The organism is Chryseobacterium mucoviscidosis (genome assembly GCF_002177115.1).
Lineage (GTDB): Bacteria > Bacteroidota > Bacteroidia > Flavobacteriales > Weeksellaceae > Chryseobacterium > Chryseobacterium mucoviscidosis.
On sequence record NZ_MVAG01000122.1, the window covers coordinates 510,817 to 530,171 of the forward strand.

22 protein-coding genes and 1 pseudogene are annotated in these 19,355 nt (G+C 35.5%); 10 read left to right on the forward strand and 13 right to left on the reverse strand.

What is annotated here, in order from left to right:
- Positions 1 to 61: 61 nt before the first annotated feature.
- From B0E34_RS14195 to B0E34_RS14225, 7 genes are all read left to right on the forward strand, one after another.
- A complete protein-coding gene (locus B0E34_RS14195; RefSeq protein WP_087710434.1) occupies positions 62 to 1,273 on the forward strand; it encodes an ATP-grasp domain-containing protein in 1,212 nt (403 codons plus the stop codon).
- Between the two features lie 159 nt (positions 1,274 to 1,432).
- Positions 1,433 to 2,146 carry an alpha/beta hydrolase-fold protein gene (locus B0E34_RS14200; protein WP_087710436.1) on the forward strand — a complete coding sequence of 238 codons (714 nt, stop codon included), beginning with the start codon at positions 1,433 to 1,435 and terminating at the stop codon, positions 2,144 to 2,146.
- 46 nt (positions 2,147 to 2,192) lie between these two features.
- Entirely contained in the window at positions 2,193 to 3,146 is a 954-nt protein-coding gene (locus B0E34_RS14205) for an ATP-grasp domain-containing protein (RefSeq protein ID WP_087710438.1), read from the forward strand.
- 27 nt (positions 3,147 to 3,173) lie between these two features.
- Positions 3,174 to 4,292 (forward strand): carboxylate-amine ligase, encoded by a 1,119-nt coding sequence (locus tag B0E34_RS14210; protein WP_076390024.1) that lies wholly within the window; start codon positions 3,174 to 3,176, stop codon positions 4,290 to 4,292.
- A 34-nt stretch (positions 4,293 to 4,326) separates the two neighbouring features.
- Positions 4,327 to 5,163 carry a type 1 glutamine amidotransferase gene (locus tag B0E34_RS14215; protein ID WP_087710440.1) on the forward strand — a complete coding sequence of 279 codons (837 nt, stop codon included), beginning with the start codon at positions 4,327 to 4,329 and terminating at the stop codon, positions 5,161 to 5,163.
- A gap of 82 nt (positions 5,164 to 5,245) precedes the next feature.
- Positions 5,246 to 6,430 (forward strand): hypothetical protein, encoded by a 1,185-nt coding sequence (locus tag B0E34_RS14220; RefSeq protein ID WP_087710441.1) that lies wholly within the window; start codon positions 5,246 to 5,248, stop codon positions 6,428 to 6,430.
- 15 nt (positions 6,431 to 6,445) lie between these two features.
- Positions 6,446 to 6,892 carry a hypothetical protein gene (locus B0E34_RS14225; RefSeq protein WP_087710443.1) on the forward strand — a complete coding sequence of 149 codons (447 nt, stop codon included), beginning with the start codon at positions 6,446 to 6,448 and terminating at the stop codon, positions 6,890 to 6,892.
- Positions 6,893 to 6,964: 72 nt separating this feature from the next.
- Here B0E34_RS14225 and cphA read toward each other — a convergent pair whose 3' ends face one another.
- The 10 genes from cphA to B0E34_RS14270 all read right to left on the reverse strand — a co-directional run bounded on the left by cphA (position 6,965) and on the right by B0E34_RS14270 (position 14,604).
- Positions 6,965 to 9,592 (reverse strand): cyanophycin synthetase, encoded by a 2,628-nt coding sequence (gene cphA / locus B0E34_RS14230; RefSeq protein ID WP_087710445.1) that lies wholly within the window; start codon positions 9,590 to 9,592, stop codon positions 6,965 to 6,967.
- Between the two features lie 338 nt (positions 9,593 to 9,930).
- The gene (locus B0E34_RS14235) at positions 9,931 to 10,665 is read right to left on the reverse strand and encodes a hypothetical protein (protein WP_087710447.1); all 735 of its coding nucleotides are present in this window, start codon (positions 10,663 to 10,665) and stop codon (positions 9,931 to 9,933) included.
- Positions 10,666 to 10,848: 183 nt separating this feature from the next.
- Positions 10,849 to 11,022, reverse strand: a complete 174-nt coding sequence (locus B0E34_RS21355) for a hypothetical protein (RefSeq protein WP_165762990.1) — start codon at positions 11,020 to 11,022, stop codon at positions 10,849 to 10,851.
- Positions 11,023 to 11,035: 13 nt separating this feature from the next.
- Positions 11,036 to 11,338, reverse strand: coding sequence for a hypothetical protein (locus tag B0E34_RS21125; protein ID WP_123956630.1), 303 nt, complete (start codon positions 11,336 to 11,338; stop codon positions 11,036 to 11,038).
- Between the two features lie 48 nt (positions 11,339 to 11,386).
- Complete coding sequence (locus B0E34_RS14245) at positions 11,387 to 11,671, reverse strand: DUF4359 domain-containing protein (protein WP_087710451.1); 285 nt, start codon at positions 11,669 to 11,671, stop codon at positions 11,387 to 11,389.
- Positions 11,672 to 11,677: 6 nt separating this feature from the next.
- A complete protein-coding gene (locus B0E34_RS14250; RefSeq protein ID WP_087710453.1) occupies positions 11,678 to 12,025 on the reverse strand; it encodes a hypothetical protein in 348 nt (115 codons plus the stop codon).
- 21 nt (positions 12,026 to 12,046) lie between these two features.
- Positions 12,047 to 12,385, reverse strand: a complete 339-nt coding sequence (locus B0E34_RS14255; RefSeq protein WP_123956632.1) for a hypothetical protein — start codon at positions 12,383 to 12,385, stop codon at positions 12,047 to 12,049.
- Between the two features lie 74 nt (positions 12,386 to 12,459).
- Positions 12,460 to 13,134, reverse strand: coding sequence for a hypothetical protein (locus B0E34_RS14260; protein ID WP_087710456.1), 675 nt, complete (start codon positions 13,132 to 13,134; stop codon positions 12,460 to 12,462).
- Positions 13,135 to 13,764: 630 nt separating this feature from the next.
- Positions 13,765 to 14,256, reverse strand: coding sequence for a GLPGLI family protein (locus B0E34_RS14265; RefSeq protein ID WP_087710458.1), 492 nt, complete (start codon positions 14,254 to 14,256; stop codon positions 13,765 to 13,767).
- A 39-nt stretch (positions 14,257 to 14,295) separates the two neighbouring features.
- Positions 14,296 to 14,604, reverse strand: coding sequence for a hypothetical protein (locus B0E34_RS14270; protein ID WP_087710460.1), 309 nt, complete (start codon positions 14,602 to 14,604; stop codon positions 14,296 to 14,298).
- Positions 14,605 to 14,995: 391 nt separating this feature from the next.
- Between B0E34_RS14270 and B0E34_RS14275 the strand changes: the two genes are divergently transcribed.
- Positions 14,996 to 15,883, forward strand: a complete 888-nt coding sequence (locus tag B0E34_RS14275) for a cyanophycinase (RefSeq protein WP_076390530.1) — start codon at positions 14,996 to 14,998, stop codon at positions 15,881 to 15,883.
- Positions 15,884 to 16,076: 193 nt separating this feature from the next.
- Here B0E34_RS14275 and B0E34_RS21130 read toward each other — a convergent pair whose 3' ends face one another.
- Positions 16,077 to 16,286 carry a hypothetical protein gene (locus tag B0E34_RS21130; protein WP_123956634.1) on the reverse strand — a complete coding sequence of 70 codons (210 nt, stop codon included), beginning with the start codon at positions 16,284 to 16,286 and terminating at the stop codon, positions 16,077 to 16,079.
- Here B0E34_RS21130 and B0E34_RS14280 point away from each other — a divergent pair.
- Together B0E34_RS14280 and B0E34_RS14285 are read left to right on the forward strand one after the other, a co-directional pair.
- Positions 16,273 to 17,115: an isoaspartyl peptidase/L-asparaginase gene (locus B0E34_RS14280; RefSeq protein ID WP_087710462.1), complete on the forward strand. Its 843-nt coding sequence runs from the start codon at positions 16,273 to 16,275 to the stop codon at positions 17,113 to 17,115. The two genes, B0E34_RS21130 and B0E34_RS14280, sit on opposite strands and share 14 nt — an antisense overlap.
- Positions 17,116 to 17,212: 97 nt before the next feature.
- Complete coding sequence (locus B0E34_RS14285; protein WP_076390001.1) at positions 17,213 to 17,482, forward strand: YtxH domain-containing protein; 270 nt, start codon at positions 17,213 to 17,215, stop codon at positions 17,480 to 17,482.
- A gap of 56 nt (positions 17,483 to 17,538) precedes the next feature.
- Here the strand turns inward: B0E34_RS14285 and B0E34_RS14290 are convergent.
- A pseudogene (locus tag B0E34_RS14290) lies at positions 17,539 to 18,336 on the reverse strand (class I SAM-dependent methyltransferase).
- 56 nt (positions 18,337 to 18,392) lie between these two features.
- Positions 18,393 to 19,232: a PH domain-containing protein gene (locus tag B0E34_RS14295; RefSeq protein WP_087710464.1), complete on the reverse strand. Its 840-nt coding sequence runs from the start codon at positions 19,230 to 19,232 to the stop codon at positions 18,393 to 18,395.
- Between the last annotated feature and the right edge of the window lie 123 nt (positions 19,233 to 19,355).

Sequence of the window (19,355 nt, forward strand, 5' to 3'; positions counted from 1 at the left end):
AAATAATTAATAAAAAAACTTTTTTATTTTTGAAAGTTCATCAAAAATTAAAAAACATTGTATGGAGGAGAAAACAATAGTATGTATTTCGTGCTATTACAAGGGTTATGATTTCATGGATGAAATGAAAAAACTCGGTAATAAAATTATTTTAGTAACATCCGAAAATCTTAAAGAAAAAAACTGGCCGTGGCACGCCATTGATGAGGTATTTTACATGCCTGAGGTAAAGCCTTCTGTCTGGAATCTGGATCATCTCGTTCAGGGATTTTCTCATCTCATGCAGACCAGAAAAGTACACGCCGTTATTGCTCTGGACGATTATGATGTGGAAAAGGCTGCGCTTATCCGCGAAACATTCAGAATTCCGGGGATGGGACAAACCACGCACCGCTATTTCAGGGATAAACTTGCCATGCGACAAAAAGCAAAGGATTCCGGAATTAATGTTCCTGAATTTACGGCAGTTTTTAATAATGATGAGGTTAATCATTTTGTAGATCAGGTTCCTGCACCGTGGGTTTTAAAGCCACGTTCCGAAGCCTCTGCTTCAGGAATTAAAAAACTGAATTCCAAAGAAGATCTCTGGGAAGCTTTGAATAATCTTGGGGAAGAGCGTCACTTATTCCTTCTGGAAAGCTTCAAACCGGGAGATGTGTATCATGTAGACAGTCTTACTTTTAACAAAGAAATCGTTTTCACTTCCGCTTCAAAATATTTGGCACCTCCGATGGAGGTTTCCCATGAAGGAGGTGTTTTCAGAACAAAAACGCTCGGAAGATATTCTGATGAATTTAAGGCTCTTGAAGAGGTAAATTCGAAAGTTTTATCAAATTTCGGGCTGATTAACGGAGCGACTCACACAGAATTTATCCGCAGCAAAGACGACGGGAAATATTATTTTCTTGAAACTTCTTCAAGAGTGGGTGGAGCGCATATTCCGGATCTCGTGGAAGCATCAAGCAGCATCAATATCTGGAGAGAATGGGCGAAAATTGAAGATGCTTTATTAAGAGGAAAAAACTATGAGGTTTCTAAACCTACAGGATATTATTCGGGGCTTATTGTCGCTTTAATTAAAGACAAAGAGCCGGATTACAATCAGTTTGAATGTGAAGAGGCTGTAAAATTCCTGCCTATCGATTATCATGTCGGAATCGTTTACAAATCGAAAGATTCGGTAATTGTTCAGGAAAGATTAGACACGGCAGCAGAAAAAATTCATGCTGAATTACTGAATATTCTTCCGCCGAAAGACAAACCTATGTCATAATTTAAAAAGAGAAATTAACATCAAGAAATTATTGATTTTATAAGATTAAGTTTACCCTAAAATCCTTTTTTAATCCCTAATTTAGAAAACATTAAATCAGGAGAATGGAAAGGCAGACCTTATTATCAATTTACTGATTAAACCCAAATACGAAAAAAAATGCCACAGATAGAGCATACAGATTATTATTCACATATACTAGGAACAAGTCTTAAAGTGGAAGTTACAGGACATTACGGTTATCCGATCATTATGTTTCCGACTTCACAGGGACAATATACCCAAAACCATGATTTTCATCTTAACGGATGCATCAATTGGTTTATAGAGCAGGGAAAAGTTAAACTTTACAATGTTCAGACCATAGACGGATGGAGTTTTTATGACAACAATATTTCCCCTCAGCAAAGGATTAAAAATTATGAAAGATATGTTCAGTTTCTGATTCAGGAATTTGTTCCTTACGTTCAGAAAATTCATAAGACGCATCGCGTTGCGTTAGCAGGAGCAAGTTTCGGAGGATATCATGCGGCTAACTTCGCCTTCAGATTTCCGGATGTGGTTTCCCATCTGTTCTGTCTGTCAGGAGCATTCAGTATTCGAAATTTTATGGATGGCTATTCCGATGAGCTGGTTTATTTCAACTGTCCGCGTGAATTTGTAAGAAATGATGAAGCATGGAAATACAAACATATGCATATTGTTTTAAGCACTTCAGATGAGGATATCTGCAAAGATAAAAACGTGGAAATGGCAGAAATTTTAGCTTCAAAAGGTATTGATTTCTGGTATGATGAAAGAAAGTGGATTAATCACGACTGGCCGCTCTGGAGAATGGTTTTCCCAACTTTTATCGGAGCATTCTTTTCTTAAAAAACTTAAAAATTAACATTAAAATACAACATTAAAAAATACATTTATGGCAAAAAAAGTAGGAATTCTATTCGGTATGGAAGATACGTTTCCTTGGGCGTTTATAGATAAAGTTAACGAATTGGGAGGCGGAGAAATCATCGCAGAACCTGTACATATCGATAAACTTGAACAGGGCGCAGATTACGGATATGCTGTAATTATCGACAGAATTTCGCAGGATGTGCCTTTTTACAGAGCGTACCTGAAAAATGCAGCATTGAACGGAACGTATGTCATCAACAATCCTTTCTGGTGGAGCGCAGACGAAAAGTTTTTTAATAACGCTTTGATGACGAAACTGGGAATTCCGCTTCCGAAAACAGTTTTGCTTCCGTCTCACGAAAGACCGACAAACACTTCAGAAACTTCTTTCAGAAACCTGAAATTCCCTCACGACTGGGATTATATTTTCGATTATGTAGGTTTTCCTGCATACATGAAACCGCATGACGGAGGCGGATGGAGAAATGTATACCGCGTGGAAAATCCAGAGGATCTTTGGTCGAAATTAAGCGAAACTGAGCAGTTGGTTATGATGGTTCAGGAAGAAATTATCTTTGACGATTATTACAGAGTATACTGTTTAGGTAAAAAATATGTTCATATTATGCCTTATGAGCCGAGAAATCCTCATCATCTGAGATATGCAACTACACATCAGACGCAGGGTGCAGAACTGGAGAAATTATTAAAAACAATTCACGACTACACCATCAAAATGAATGAAGCGCTTGGCTACGATTTCAACACGGTAGAATTCGCCATAAGAGATGGAATTCCTTATGCAATCGACTTCTGTAATCCGGCTCCGGATGCAGACAAAAATTCTGTAGGAGAAGAAAATTTTGCATGGATCGTAGAACACGCAGCAAAATTAGCGATCGAAAAAGCAAAAGAATATGTTCCGGGAAAACCAAACATCTCTTGGGGAACTTTCGTAAAAGATTCTGTAAAATAAGAATATCAACAAAAAGCACGAAAAAAAATGCATCAATTTACTATTGGAATCGAAGAAGAATATCAGATTATTGATGTTGAGAGCCGGGATCTGGTCTCTCATGTTTCGAAAATTATTGAAGGCGGAAAAGCTGTTTTAAGTGAAAATTTAAAGCATGAAATGCATGAATCCATGATTGAAATGGAAACAGGTATCTGCCAGAATATTCAGGAGGCAAAAGCCGAATTAACGAATTTAAGAAGACATCTTATAAAAACCGCCCACGAACAGGGACTTCGGGTTTCCGGCGGCGGAACGCACCCTTTCTCCAACTGGGAACACAACACCATTACAAACGGAGAGCGTTACATTAAAATTGTAGACGACATGGGTGATGTGGCGAGAGGAAATTTAATTTTCGGGCTTCACGTCCATATCGGAATTCCGAACCGTGAAGAAGGAGTAAGAATCCAGAACGTGATGAGGTATTTCCTTCCGCACGTTTATGCACTATCAACAAATTCTCCTTTCTGGATCGGAAGAAACACAGGCTTTAAATCTTACCGACAGGAAATTTTTGTAAAATTCCCAAGAACCGGAATTCCTAGCTTTTTCAATTCTTTAGCTGAATTCGACAGTTATGTAGATCTTTTGGTAAAGACAGGAACCATTGATAATGCTAAAAAAATATGGTGGGATCTCAGAGTTCACCCCTTCTACCCTACAATCGAATTCAGAATCTGCGATATGCCGATGAGAATTGATGAAACCGTTTGTCTGGCTGCCATAATGCAGGCTTTGGTTGCAAAAATCTACAAACTTCATCAGCAGAATTTAAGTTTCAGAAGCTACAGAAGATTATTGCTAAATGAAAACAAATGGCGTGCTTCCAAAAGTGGAATTGAAGCTCACTTAATTGATTTCGGAAAAGAAGAATCTGTTCCATATCCTGATCTCTTAAAGGAACTTCTTGAGTTTATTGATGATGTGGTGGACGAATTGGGATGCAGAAAAGAGGTGGAATACGCATGGACAATTCTTGAAAACGGAACCGGAGCAGACCGACAGCTTAAAGTCTTCAATGAAACCGGAGACCTTACCAAAGTTGTTGATTATATGATCTCAGAAACAGAGTATGGCATAACACACGGTGAGACTGCTTCATAATTTTTTGGTAACTTTGTAAAAAATATGAAGTCGTATGAATGATATTCGAATTGCTTTGCTGGACATGAACAACAATCATGTGAATCAGGGTTTTAAAAATATTAAAGAAATTTCCGAAGCATTTAAAAAGAGCTGTATTCAGGAAAAAGTAAGCATTGAAACATTTGATGTGAGATTTAAAAATGAAATGCCCAATGTAGAGGATTTCGATATTTTTATTTCTTCGGGAGGTCCAGGAGATCCGCACAGAGAAGGTCTTGAATGGGAGGATAAATTTGCTCAGTTTCTGGATAATGTTTTTGAACATAACCAGTACAGCGACGACAAAAAGTATCTTTTTCTGATCTGCCATTCTTTCCAGTTGGCAAGTATCCACTGGAAACTTGGAAATATCTGCAAAAGGAAATCGTATTCTTTCGGAGTAATGCCGGTTCATAAAACCGAAGAAGCAGAACAGGAATTTTTATTCAAAAACCTTCCCGATCCTTTCTATGCAGTAGATTCCAGAGCGTATCAGTTTATTGAGCCGGATCATGACCGTTTTGAGGAGCTGGGTATGAAAATCGTGGCTATTGAAAAATTCCGCCCACACATTAACCTTGAAAGAGCGGTAATGGCGATTCGTTTTTCGGAGGAAATATTCGGTACACAGTTTCATCCGGAAGCAAATCCTGCAGGCATGATTGAAAATCTGAAAGACGAAAAGAACAAGCAGGCGATGATTGAAAATTTCGGAATGGAAAAGTATCTTGAAACCGTGGACAGAATGGATGATGAAGATAAAATTATCCTTACTCAGGCTCAGATTCTGCCGAGATTCTTACAGTTTGCAAAAAAAAACGTTTTGAAGCAGGCAGAAGCAATGGCTTAAATTTTTAATAAAACGAAAATATCAATACAAAATCGGACACAGAAACTGTCCGATTTTTTAAATCACAAAAAGAAAAAGAATTATGATTCCAAAATACAGAAAGCAATTTAATCAGGAATTTTCTCAGGAAAAATACAATCAGTTTAAAGAAATTTTAGAACAGAAAAGTGGTCTGGAAACCGGATTCAGAATTTCCGAAAGTCCTTTATTTTTAACAAAAGAATTTGAATCTAAACTTATTGACGCCAGCGAAAGCATTATCAGCCAGATTAAGAATCTTCCTGAAGAAACTCTACAAAAAGCGATTCCTGATAACTGCAGAGTTCCCAATGACACGAAGCAACCTCACTTTTTCACCATAGATTTCGGGATCTGCAAGAGTGAAAACGGCGAAATTGAACCTCAGTTGATCGAACTTCAAGCTTTCCCTTCTTTGTATGCATTTCAGAAAGTTTTTGAGCAGACATTCTGTGATGTCTACCCTTTTCTTTCGGAGCTGCAAAATAAAATGCCTCATGATGATTTTAAAAATTACATGAAGGATTTACTTCTGGGTGATGAAAATCCTGAAAATGTAATTCTTCTTGAAATTTATCCTGAAAAGCAAAAAACTGCCATTGATTTTGTTCTGACTGAAAAATTACTGGGAATAAAAACGATTTGTTTAACCAATGTGAAAAAAGAAGGAAGAAAACTATTCTACGAAAACGATGGAAAATTAACGGAGATCAGAAGGATTTACAACCGTGTTATCTTTGACGAATTAGACAGAATTCCGGATCTGAAAACTGAATTTGATTTCCGTGAAGATGTTGATGTAACCTGGGTTACGCATCCGAACTGGTTTTTTAAAATTTCTAAATTCCTTCTTCCACTTTTACAGCATCAATTTGTTCCGAAAAGCTATTTCCTGCATGAATTTCCGGAAAGCGAAAGCCTTGAAAATTTCGTTTTAAAACCTTTATTTTCTTTTGCAGGAAGCGGAGTCAATTTAAATCCGACAAAGGAAATTACTGATGCTATTGAGGATAAAGAAAACTATATTTTGCAGAGAAAAGTAACTTATGAGCCTATTTTCGAAGATATCAACGGAGAGTTTTCAAAAGCAGAGATAAGATTACTGTATATCTGGCGAGAAAATGATGAACGTCCTATTCTACTGGAAAATCTGGGCAGAATGACGAAAGCTGCCATGGTAAATGTAGATTTCAATAAAAAGGATGCGATCTGGATCGGAAGTTCGAATGCGTTTTTTGCAGAGGAATAGATATTAAGACGAAAGATGTGTGAAGTTAGTAATAATTTGAAATTCTGTACTTGTCTGGAAATTAAAGATCATGAATTAATAAATATTTATAAGAGATTAGAAAAGTTTCACAATAAAAAACTGCCGCAATCCAAGGAACTATTTAGCTGGATTTTATATGAATTTGCCGGTTTTAAAGACAATACTGGTATTATGGGACTTTTAAATATGCCAAGTGGAAAGATTGGTCAATTCCTTACTGAAGAGTTTGTACTGGATCAACTCAATAATAAAAACTGTTTTGATTTTGACTATGAACCAAAAGATGGAGACAATCTTCAAATCAATTTCCAAAGAAATAAATACTGGGTTGAATTTTTATCATTTATATATCACGAAAATCAATGGAGAGCAGATTCTTATGATACTTTTAATGAAAAAATTGAACCTAAAAATTACGGAATTCTAAAAGTTATGCAATAATTGTTTTTTGACTTCAAGATATAGTTTCGGCGGCATCTTCGATGCCGCCGAAACTTTTAAACTGTATTTACATTATATTTTATCATCCTCAAGCAATTCTCTCGCCTGATATTCCTGAACCAGATCAATGGCATTCGAAATCACATCGCTTAAAGCGGTAATGAAGGTTCCTTCTTCTGCCATTCCCATGGCGTGTTTCAGGGCTTCAATTTCTTTTGGTATAATCTCATAGCTTACATCTCTTCCGGAAGACTGCATTCCTTCGATAATTAAACCGTTGATTTCATCCTCGGTTCTTCCGCGAAGGTGTTTTTCATTTCGGATGATAATGTGATCGAACATTCTTCCTGCAATTCTTCCGCATTCTTTAATGTCGTTATCTCTTCTGTCTCCTACCCCGGAAATAATCCCTATTTTCTTCGTTGCTTCAACGTTTTTAAGATAATCTTCAATTGCTTCATATCCTGCAGGATTGTGTGCGAAATCGATTAATACTTTAAAGCTTTTGAATTTAAATACATTGAGTCTTCCCGGTGTAAGCTGCGCACTTGGAATAAACGTTCTCAGAGAATTAGAAATATCCTCGATCCCGAAACCATAAAGATAAGATGCCAGACTTGCTGCGAGAACGTTTTCGATCATGAATTTAGCCTTTCCTTCCATCGTGATCGGGAAATCTTTAGCCTTTCCGATCCTGATCTTCCAGTCTCCTTTTTTAATGGTTACAAATCCTTCTTCATACACGCAGGTAATCTTTCCTTCTTTTGCAAATTTCCTGATGTGCGGATTGTTCTCATCCATACTGAAAATAGCTACATTGGAATGGAGATCATTAACAATTCTCATGGAATATTCGTCGTCGGCATTCATCACGCTCCATCCGTTTTTCTTCACGCTGTCCAGAACAACCCTTTTTACTCTGGTAAGATCTTTCAGATTGTGGATATCGTTCATTCCCAAATGATCTTCCTTGATATTGGTTAAAACACCGATATCGCACTGAGAAAATCCTAAACCGGAACGTAAAATTCCGCCTCTTGCAGTTTCCAGAACGGCAAATTCTACGGTTGGATCTTTCAGGATAAATTCAGCGGAAAGAGGTCCTGTTGTATCTCCTTTCGTCAACATCGTATTTTGAATATAAATTCCGTCCGATGTGGTGAAACCTACTCTGTAACCGTTGCTTTTAACAATATGCGAAATTAATCTTGTCGTGGTTGTTTTACCATTGGTTCCCGTTACGGCAATAATCGGGATCGTAAAAGGTTTTCCCTGCGGATACAGCATATCTACAACGGGAGCCGCAACGTTTCTCGGCAATCCTTCACTTGGAGCCAAGTGCATTCTGAATCCGGGAGCTGCATTTACTTCAATGATGGCACCTCCGCTTTCTTTTAAAGGCTGGGTTAAATTTTCAGCCATAATATCAATTCCGCAGACATCAAGACCGATGATTTTTGAAATCCTTTCAGCCATGGTAATGTTTTCCGGATGTACCATATCGGTAACATCAATAGAAGTTCCTCCCGTAGAGAGATTGGCGGTTGATTTCAGATAAACCACTTCTCCTTTCTGCGGAACGGTTTCCAGAGTATACTGAAGTTTTTCAAGAAGCTCGGTAGTATCTTTATCAATTAGGATTTCGGTTAAAACATTTTCGTGTCCGTAACCTCTTCTCGGATCTTTATTTTCTTTATCAATTAATTGCTGAAGATTCAGTTCTCCATCTCCTACAACGTGAGCCGGAACTCTTCTTGCAGCGGCAACCATTTTATTGTTGATGACCAAAACCCTGAAATCGTATCCTGTAATGTATTTCTCAACAATTACTTTTCTTGAGTATTTCTGAGCGTGTTCAAGACCTATTTTTGCAGATTCCCAGTCGTTTACATTAATTGAAGAACCTTTTCCGTGGTTTCCGTCAAGTGGTTTGATAACGACAGGATAGCCAATTTTTCTAATGACACTGTTCAATCCTTCTTCATCAACTATCAAATCTCCGATAGGAACAGGAATAGCCGCATCATGGAGCATTTTTTTGGTTAATTCTTTATTACAGGCAATATCTACCGCGATTGAACTTGTATTTCCTGTAATAGTCGCCTGAAATCTCTGTTGATTCACGCCATAACCCAACTGAACCAAAGAGTTGGTTCCCAGACGAATCCAAGGAATTCTTCGGGAAACGGCTTCTTCCACGATACTTCCTGTAGAAGGACCGAGACGCACTCTTTCCCTGATTTCTTTCAGTTTTTTTATACAGGCATTCAAATCGTACTCTTCCCCTTTTATTAAAGCTTCTGCAATTTTCACCGATTCTTCGGCTGCGTAAATTCCTGCATTTTCTTCGATATAGTTGAATACGACATTGTACACTCCCGGAGTTTTTGTTTCGCGCGTTCTTCCGAAACCAACGTCCATTCCGGCTAAAGTCTGGATTTCCAACGCGATATGCTCAATAACGTGTCCCATCCATGTTCCCGTTTCGATACGGTGAAAAAAACCGCCTTCTACTCCTTCGGAACATCTGTGAGAGAACAAAGAGGGAATCAGTTTTTCTATTCTTTCTCTGAAGCCGTCAATTTTATTGGTTGGGAAATTCTCCATTTCTTCGAGATCCAATCTCATCTGTATCAGCTTCTTTCTTCTGATGCTCCAAATGTTTGGTCCCCTTAACGCCTGTATCTTCTCAATTTTCATAGTCTATTTGCATTTTTTTAATAGTTAACAATAACTCCATTTATTCAAAGATAATGTAAAACCCGAAACGAAACTATACCACAGTTAAACATTTATTAAAAAATGAATAAAAAATATTAAAATATCAAGAATAACCTTAAATGATTCTCAAATCTATCAATCATCTATATTAGGGTAAAATCTATACAGTTATTAAAAGTAACTACAAATTTTTTCACGGTCTTCCGTGTCCAGTTTTAAATAAAGATCTGCAAATCTGCTAAGTCCAACTTTAAATATAAAAATTTCAATAAGATTACCTCTTTAAACTCTTCTGAAAAAACCTTTTATGTATTGTTTTAATCAATTTTATGTGGATCAAAAATAAACTGATACTGATAAGTGTGATTTTCAAAAATTTTTTTTGAATATTCTGATTTAAATCTTTCCATAACTTCACTAAAAGTGCCAAATTCAGTTTCTATTCTATTATCCCATTTCGAAACTTCGATGATTTTCGATAATCCCCCAATACATTCAATTTTATACTCTTTATCATCTCCATCGTACCACTTTATCAGACTTCCTCCAGCATTACAGCAGACAATTTTTTTGTCTATCATGTTTAACCATTCAAATTCAGGAGAAATTAACACAGTACATGTTGAATCGTATTCTATCTCTATCAAACCCCATTTTCCATTTTTCAGTGTTCCAATATAGTAATCTCCATTCCAAGAATGTGTATCTATATTTTCAGCAAAATAATCATATGAATTATCATCATATTCCCATAAATAATCACCCTCAAATACTTTATAAAATCTATTATCAATTACAGGGGAAATATAATCATATATTGGAGGTATGATTTCATATCCAGAAAATGAAATAACTCCCCATTTTTCCTTTCCATTAATTCTTTTAAAATAACGAACTTGATTGTTCTGACACTCGATAATTTTGGTTATCTCAAGTTCTTTAACAGAATATTTATTCGCAAGGAATACTTTCCCATTTATTAATTGAAAAATTGCGCATTCACTCTCTTTCGAAAAAAAGAAGTTATCGTAAAGACTAATTGGGTTATCCATATATTGTTTTATAATATCTTAACGGCTTTTGGCTTTGTGTAGTTGGAGTATTGAAACAAATCCGTACAAAGTTAATATAAAAGACAAATTGAATTACTAATGTTGAACTTTGCGCAAATGCTCAATCGAAGCACTGTAACACCGCTTTTAGTAAACCCTTGTTGCACGACATTTTTTTATTTTTTAATATTTTTCTTTTAATAGAGCATATCTTACATAAAAATATACCATTCCAGCTTTGAATGATACATTTTCATTATCAAATCCAATATTTTGAATTTCTTCCCCAATTTTGCTTAAGTTTTCATATTTGCTACCCCAATAAAATCCTTTGTTTAAGCCGTAAAAATCATTCATTTCCATTGGATATTTATCTTCCAGTCGTAATAACGTTTTTCTTGTATTCAGAAGGAATCTCATCGTAGAGATTACTCCATTCATATGCTACATTGCAAAAATAATTATCATTTGAACAGTTCAGTGAATGCGTAGCTGTTTCTGGCAGATTAATTTGTTGAATTAATAAGGAATCTATTCTTGAAAAATTAGTCATATCAATATCTGATATTGTTTGTTCAATATTTTTCTTTTCAAAAATTGGCGGACTTACGTTTTTACTAACATCTTGTTTAGCTTGAGGCTTTTCAAACAACTCATCAATTTTTTCTGTCAAGTAAATATTTCCTAGAATTCCTAAACCGATAATTTTATTTTCACCTTTTTAGTCAACATTTGTTGTAGAGAACAATAAATAATTGTTTCGTGTAATAAATCCTTCGGTCATTTTATCAATCATACTATCAACCAATAAAAATCCAATACCATTTCCTATTGATTCAAAAACATTTGAACTTTTATTTTCTAATTCTTTAGTCATATTTTTCTTTAGAGCTACTCTTAATTTTGACTTCACTTTCTCTATATGACTTTCTTCTGAGGGATTAGTAATAATTAATACCAAAATAAAAAAAGTACTTAATATTCCAAAAATTTGCTTTTTATTCATAATTTATCATTGTATTCCAATTTTAATATCTTTAATTATCTCTTCAAAAAAATCATTTATATTATTTCTCCATAGATAATTTGGGTGATAAGTTCTAAATAAATTAGGTCGATTTGCATAGTTAAGTTTCGCAAGAGCTCTTTCACTGAATTTTTCAGATAATTGCTGAAAAGATATATCTCTAAGAGAGTTTCTTATTTCATTATCATAATTTGGACCTGAGAAAAAAATTATTGCATCAGGATTTAATATATTAATTTCATCACTAATTACATTAAAATATTCTTTCTCAATGTTATAAATATATTCTGGTGGATAATTTTTATTTCTTCCCGAGTTTCCAACTTTAATCACATTATTCCATACGCTAGCAATTTATTTATTTGGATATTTGTTACTCAAAAGTGTAAGAAATCTATTGTACCCATTCCAAAATTGACCTGCGTAACCAAAGCAATCATTAGAGTTATAAAAATCATTATAAGTTTCTAATGAAAGATTTGGATTATTTTGAAAATCCCCTTCCCAATCATTTGTTTCTTGTCCAAAAATCATAATCTTTATATCAGCGTTTTTGTATTTTTTCTCATCTACAAAAAGAAGTAAGGGATTGGTTGGTTTATTTTCTTTTCCTTCATCATTAATAATTCCAATCAACTTCTGAGAGAAAATACTCCAATTATCTTCATAAAGTTTTTTTAAGTTTTCATTCATTTGATTATGCGTTTTTTGTAAAATGTTGTACAACATTTGCATTGCCACACTGTACCAATGCAAACTAAAAACATCTAAGAAGTTATCTTCCCCTCCCCGCTTTTCACCTTATCCACATGCAGCTTGGCGAGCATTCTTTTGATGATATATTCATCGGCTTTCTGCTGTCCTTCGAAGATTAATTTGCCATCTTCGCAGATCTCAGAAATATATTTGTATAAGCCGTCGTAGAGTTCTTTTTGAGTGCCGATGATTCCTGCTACCTTTTTCATTAACTGCGTCTGCTCATCGGCTCTTGCGGCAATAGCCAGTTGAAAATCCTGCAAATCCTGAGGTATCGTACTTTTCATTCCTTTATCCTGTAAAAGCGTAAGATGGGCATTGACTAATGAAATAAGATCTGTAAGCTTGCTGCCTACTCCTTCAAAATTACGTTTCTTAATATCCGTAAGAATCTGTGTGGTGAGGTTAGTGGGAATTCCAGCTCTTTCAATGCGTATCCGCAGACTTTTAAGAGGTTTTTTCAGATCTTCTCCTAAAAGATAAAGTGCCTGCGTTGCCTGTTTCTGCTGTACCAGAGCTGTATTACTGGCTTCTCTCTGCTCTACTTCTGTAATTTTCGACTGAAAAGCATTTTTATATGCCAGCATATAATTGTGATCTTCCTCTGCAAAAAGCAAAAGGTCTCTGCTGAAACTGGCGATAAGGTCTTTTGCCAGCGGAAGATATTCTTCCTGTTTGATATACATGGTTATTTGTTTTTAATTTAAATACTAATAAAATAATTTTTATTACAAATTTAATATATAGTTAAACATATTTTTCAATAATGATATTTATTTCACTTTTTCAGTATATCTCCAAATCATTGAAAACTAAGAAATAATAGGATCTGACAAAGAGAATCATCCTTACTCATGGTAAGCAAATAAAAAATATGTATTGGAAAAAATCTGTTCTTGATGGGATTAAAAATCAGCAAGCGTTTTCTAACAGAGATCCTTCGCCAAGCTCAGGATGAAACCTCGAATACCAACCGCAATATTTAAACATCTTCAGTCTGAGTATGTCGAAGCGTTTATTAGTAAAAGAGATAAGTCAATAAGTTAAATATTTATTAAATAACTTATAAACTAGAGTGAATGAGATTTTTCATCAGGTCAAAACCTTTGGTTTGCAGGGTAATTATTTCGAGACTCCAGACAAAATGACTGCACACAAAGGTCAACAGGGTTTTTCGTCCATCAAAATGCTGTTCTCTGTGGGATGAATTGCGTTTACCTTTAAGCTGAAATCTATTTCAGAAGGATCAATCTGTTTTTACGCTTGGAAAACTGCTGTTTTCTGTAGAGACAATACCTTTTACCCTCCGCTGAAACTTATTCCAATTCGATGGGATTATACGGAAGAGGAGGAGATTTTACAGCGATCTGGCTGCCATCTTCGTTATACGCTTTTCCATGAAAAAAGCCGGGATTGTCATGATACGTTTGCAATGCTTTTCTAAACTGCTCTCGGGTTATATGAAGAATTCTTTTTTCATTTCTCAGATAGACCGCATTTATCTTTTTATCCATTGCAATGGCTGTAAAATGAAAATTATTGTCGCTGTCTTCCAATTCTAAAATTAAACCGGGAAGATTCTGAAAAATATAAGGACCGTTGTTAATAGGAATTTCTTTGCAATACCATGCTGTATATTTTCTTCCCCGATACTTCGTAGTGGCTTTATGGCATATATACCCAAGGATTTCTCTGGTCTCGTTTTCAAGTTTCCAGTCGAGAGCGGGCTGTTTTTCTTCATATTGGTACGTAATATTTGTTTTATCCTGTACCGTAATGTTATTTTCCTGAAAATTTTTAATTAAAATACTTCTCCATTTTTCCGCTAAATTAAGGGACTGGCCTAATTATTTAGCTCCTATTTTCTCCAAATGACTGTATTTTTCCATTAAAGAATCTTTGCGCAATACATTAAAATCTGAAAATTTAGAAAATTTCTTTCCTATCTGCAAAACACAGGTTGTTTCCAGCTTTTTCTTTTTGGGATCTTTAACAAATTCTGCTTTATAGTAAATATTCTGATAACTGCTGTCAATAACCATGGCTTCATAAGAATCAGGTTTCATAGAAAAATTTCCGCTTACGGAAATCTGGGCATGGGAGAAAAAACTTAAGAATAAAAACAGGGACTTTAATAAATGATTAGGGTGAAACATTGGTGATCTGATTTAGAAATTTACTGTGTTAAAATATATATTGAATTTAAGATTCGGCTCAATGGCTGCAATTAACAATTCATCATTGTTTTTATTTGATGGGATTAAAGACAGAAATTGGCTGAACTTTTATTAAAAAAATAACTCTATTCTTTTACACAACCACAAAAATAACAAAAAGATGAGTTAAACTTTTGCTCAAAATACTGATTATAAAAGAAAAAGATGGCGATAGCTTAAAAAAAGGCTCTAATTTTAATTTTTGTAAAACTTAAACATTCTCACAATCACTTCTCATACCTGCTTTTTAAGTTTTATTTTCACTTATTGATTATCAATCCCTCTTAATCCTTTCTCAAATGTTAATTATTTTTTAAATTTGCACCCTATGATGAAACCTGTTGGAAAATTAATTGTTATCGGAGGTGCTGTAAACAAAGGAAGTTTTGCAGAAACCGATTTTGATCAAAGTGTAGAAAAAAACCTGAATTTTTTTGAGAGGGGAATTCTTCGAAAGATTATTAATGAATCTAAATTGAAAGAGAATTCCGTTATTGAGATTATCACCACTGCCTCTCAGATTCCGCAAATTGTAGGTTCCGAATATAAAAAAGCCTTCGAGTTTTTAGGCGCTAAAAATGTAAACATCCTTGATATTCATAACCGTGAGGAAGCGAATTCTGATGCTATTGTTGCAAGAGCCAATGCTGCAGATGTGGTGATGTTTACAGGTGGAGATCAGTTGAGACTGACTTCAATTCTTGGCGGAACAAGGTTTCACGATACCATTTTACTGAAATATCAGGAACAGGATTTCATCTACTCAGGAACTTCTGCCGGAGCCGCTGCGGCATCGGAGAATATGATTTATCAGGGAAGCAGTTCCGAAGCTTTGCTGAAAGGAGAAATTAAAACGACTCAGGGTTTAGGACTGATTGATAATGTGATTATCGATACGCATTTCGTACAGAGAGGAAGAATCGGAAGACTTTTTCAGGCGGTGGTAAACAATCCGAGAACTTTGGGAATCGGTCTGGGAGAAGATACCGGATTGTTCATCCACAATGATGTGATGACGGCGGTAGGTTCGGGACTGGTGATTCTGGTGGACGGAAGGTTTATTAAAGACACGAATCTTACGAATATTAATCTTGGAGAGCCTATTTCTATTGATAATTTAACGGTTCATGTAATGTCGATGAACGATCATTATGATCTTACGACTAAAGCGCTGACCATCGAAAATTCTCAGTTTAATCCGATCCCGCAGGAAAAGTAGAATGTGAATGGTAAATGGTGAATTGTTCCTGTGACAATTTTAGATATTTACAACGAACTTTTTTAAATAAAATATTCCTGTTGGAAAATGCAAAGAAGCAAGATTTTTATTCGTCTCAAATCTTTAAGGCGCAGGAAAATCCAAGATTTTCAATAAGGATTGATGCTTAATTTTATCGTGGATAGAAAGAATCTCAGGATTGTAATATAAATGAGATTCGTGACCAGTGAAAAGCACAGTGAACGATTGAAATATGCAGGAAAATCTTAGCCCCGATAGAAACGGCATCCTTTTGGGTTGCGGACGGAGCTAAGCGGAGTCCGTAACCCAAAAGATACAGTGGATAGCGGGAGTAAGCTCCAAATAAAATATAAACGACATCAGAATATATGAAAATAATCATCCACGGCGGATTTTTCTCGGAAAGCGACCAGAGTCACGAAGTGAAAACAGCCAAGCAAAATTCATTAAAAAGCATTGCTCAGAAAGCATTCGATTATTTAAAAACCAACTCGGCATTTGATACCGTTGCGTACGCTGTTTCTTTGCTGGAAGATGATGAGCTTTACAATGCAGGAATCGGTTCGCAGATCCAGAGCGATGGCGTGATCAGGATGAGTGCAGCGATTATGGATGGAGAAACCCAGAAATTAAGCGGTGTTATCAATATTCAGGAGGTGAAGAATCCTGTTTTTGTAGCGAAAGAACTGATGAAGGAAGACGATAGAGTGTTGGGAGGAAGCGGCGCCAAAAATTACGCAACAGAACATGGTTTCGAGAATTTTTCAACTGAAATTCCGCAAAGGAGAAGAGAATATGAAGCGAAACTTGAAAACGGCGGAAAAGGAACGGTAGGCTGTGTGGCGATTGATAAGGACGGAAAATTAGCCGTTGCCACTTCTACCGGAGGAAAAGGTTTTGAAATCCCGGGAAGGATATCCGATTCGGCAACAGTTGCCGGAAATTATGCGAATTCTTTCTGTGCGGTAAGCTGTACCGGAGTGGGTGAAGATATTGTAAGCAATGCCACTGCAACGAAAATTGTAACCCGGGTTACAGACGGCATGACGATAGAAGAAGCGTTTACAAAAACTTTCGACGAATTAAAAACCATCGATGGCTTTGCAGGTGCGATTGCTATTGATAAAAACGGAAATATATACCATCAGGATTCTTATCCCACTATGGTTTTTGCAAGTTTTGACGGAGAAAATTATGAAGTTTTCAATTAAATTTAACATTATTTTATAAGTCTGTTTATTTTTTTGGCACAAATTTTACATGATTACTAACATCAAACTTTAATATTAACTTAAAAAAATAGAAATCATGGGAAATAAGACAAAAGGCTTATTAGCGTTATTAGGATTAGGAGCACTTGCATACTGGAAATACAAAAATTCTTCTGAAGAAGATAAGCAAATAGTGAAAGATAAGATCAACACTGCAAAAGACAACCTAAACAAATGGGGAAATGATCTTAAAGATAAAGCCAACAACGTTGCTTCGCAGGTAAAAGATAAAGCAAACGACGTAGCTTCTCAGGCTCAGGATAAAGCGGAAGATCTTAAGAATAAGGCTCAGGAAGCGGTAAGCTAGACCATAAATAGTTTATTTTAACATTCATATATACAGGAAAGTCATCGTAGTTTTTATTACGATGACTTTTTTTGTGCTTCAATGGCAAAAACCAAAGGAACTTTATTTCCGAACTGAGGTATTCTCCATTTTCCTTTTTCAAATTCTTCAACGTGCCTGAAACATGGGTACGGTGACCAGTCGAATTCCTGAAACTTTTTGATCTGAAGATCCTCATTAACTAAATTCTGAAGAACTTCCGCCAGAGAATGATTCCACATCACATACTCCTGAACGATATCCGCAGACTGATCTGCATAAGTTCCTTCATAGGTTTCCACAATCGGTTTTTCGTTGAAATAGTTGTATTGTACGCCTTTGAAATCGTCATCGTACATCCAGACTACAGGATGAAATTCTGCCATGATGAATTTTCCTTCCGGTTTCAGAAAACGGGTAATGATTTTTGCCCACTCTCCCAAATCGGGAAGCCAGCCGATTGTTCCGTAGCTTGTAAAAACAATATCGAATTTCTGATCGAAAACATCAGGAAGACTGTACAGATCTGTACAGATAAATTATGTATCGGTTGCTGCTTTCTGAGCCAGATCTTTTGCCGCCGCAATGGCTTTATCCGACAAATCGATTCCCGTAACTTTTGCGCCCATTCTCGACAGCGAAATAGAATCCTGCCCGAAATGACACTGCAAATGAAGAATAGTTTTATCTTTTACATCTCCTAAAAGATCTAATTCAATTGAATTTAACGAAGTTCTTCCCTGCAAAAATTCATCTACAAAATAGAAATCGGATTTGAGATGAGGTTCTACTTTCGCATTCCACGAATTTTTATTGATTTCAAGATAATTTTCCATTGGTTTTAATTTTTAGATAAAAGTTTAAACAAGTCTTCCTAAAAAGAATGCTTTCATCATAGTTTTTCTAATAGTTTTTTCTTCTGTAAGGTAAATTCTTCCTCCGTTAAAATGCCGTTTTCTCTTAATTTTCCTAATTTTTCGAGCTGCTTAAGAACGCTTTCAGAAATTACATCCTGTTCTGCAGAGGATGCTTCCGAAACGTCTTCCCTGTTGTATATTTTGCTGATGAACTGGTAAAAATCTTCAGCATAATCTTTATTAAAAAACGACTCAAACTCAAACATTTTGTCTTTTGTATGAATTCTGATGTTTGGCGATACAAAGTTTTTGACGAAGCTTACTTCAAGAATATCCTCATTAAGAAATTCATTCACTTTTGCCGGAGAAAACATCGCTTTGGAAACCGAAATGATTCTTTTGGGCGTAACGAGCAAAATTCCCGCATCCGTTGTTTTGGCGAACTGAGCATCTATAATCGCTAAAATTTTTTCATCAGAATCAAGAACATACGGAAGTTCTTTAATTTCTCCTTTTGTAAACAGAGAAAGATTGGCTCTTAAACTTTCCAGTTGCTTTTTTATCTCTTTCAGTCTTTTTTTATAAAGATCTTTTGAAAGCGCATTTTGTTCTGAATCTGCTATTGAAGGTAAATTTTCATCAATATTTTCCTGAACTGTTTCCTCTTGAGCAATTTCTCCGTTATGGAGGAGATTTTCAAGATCTTTTAAACTGAAGCGATGCAAATCCGAAAGCAGTACTTCGTTCATCGCACTCGCTTTTTCAAGGCATGAATTACAGATGATATTTCCGTCAGACAGTTTATTTTCGCCCAACATCGTGTCGATTGAAGTCAGTTCTTTTCCACACAATCCGCAATGATTGTTCATTGTCATGTATTATTATATTTAACCCGTTTTTAATTTTTGATTTAAAGTCTGTTTGAACTTTTATTTAAATGCAAAAGATCTACTCAATTTTTTATTTAAAGTTGATCATGATAAATAAAAAAAGCTCAC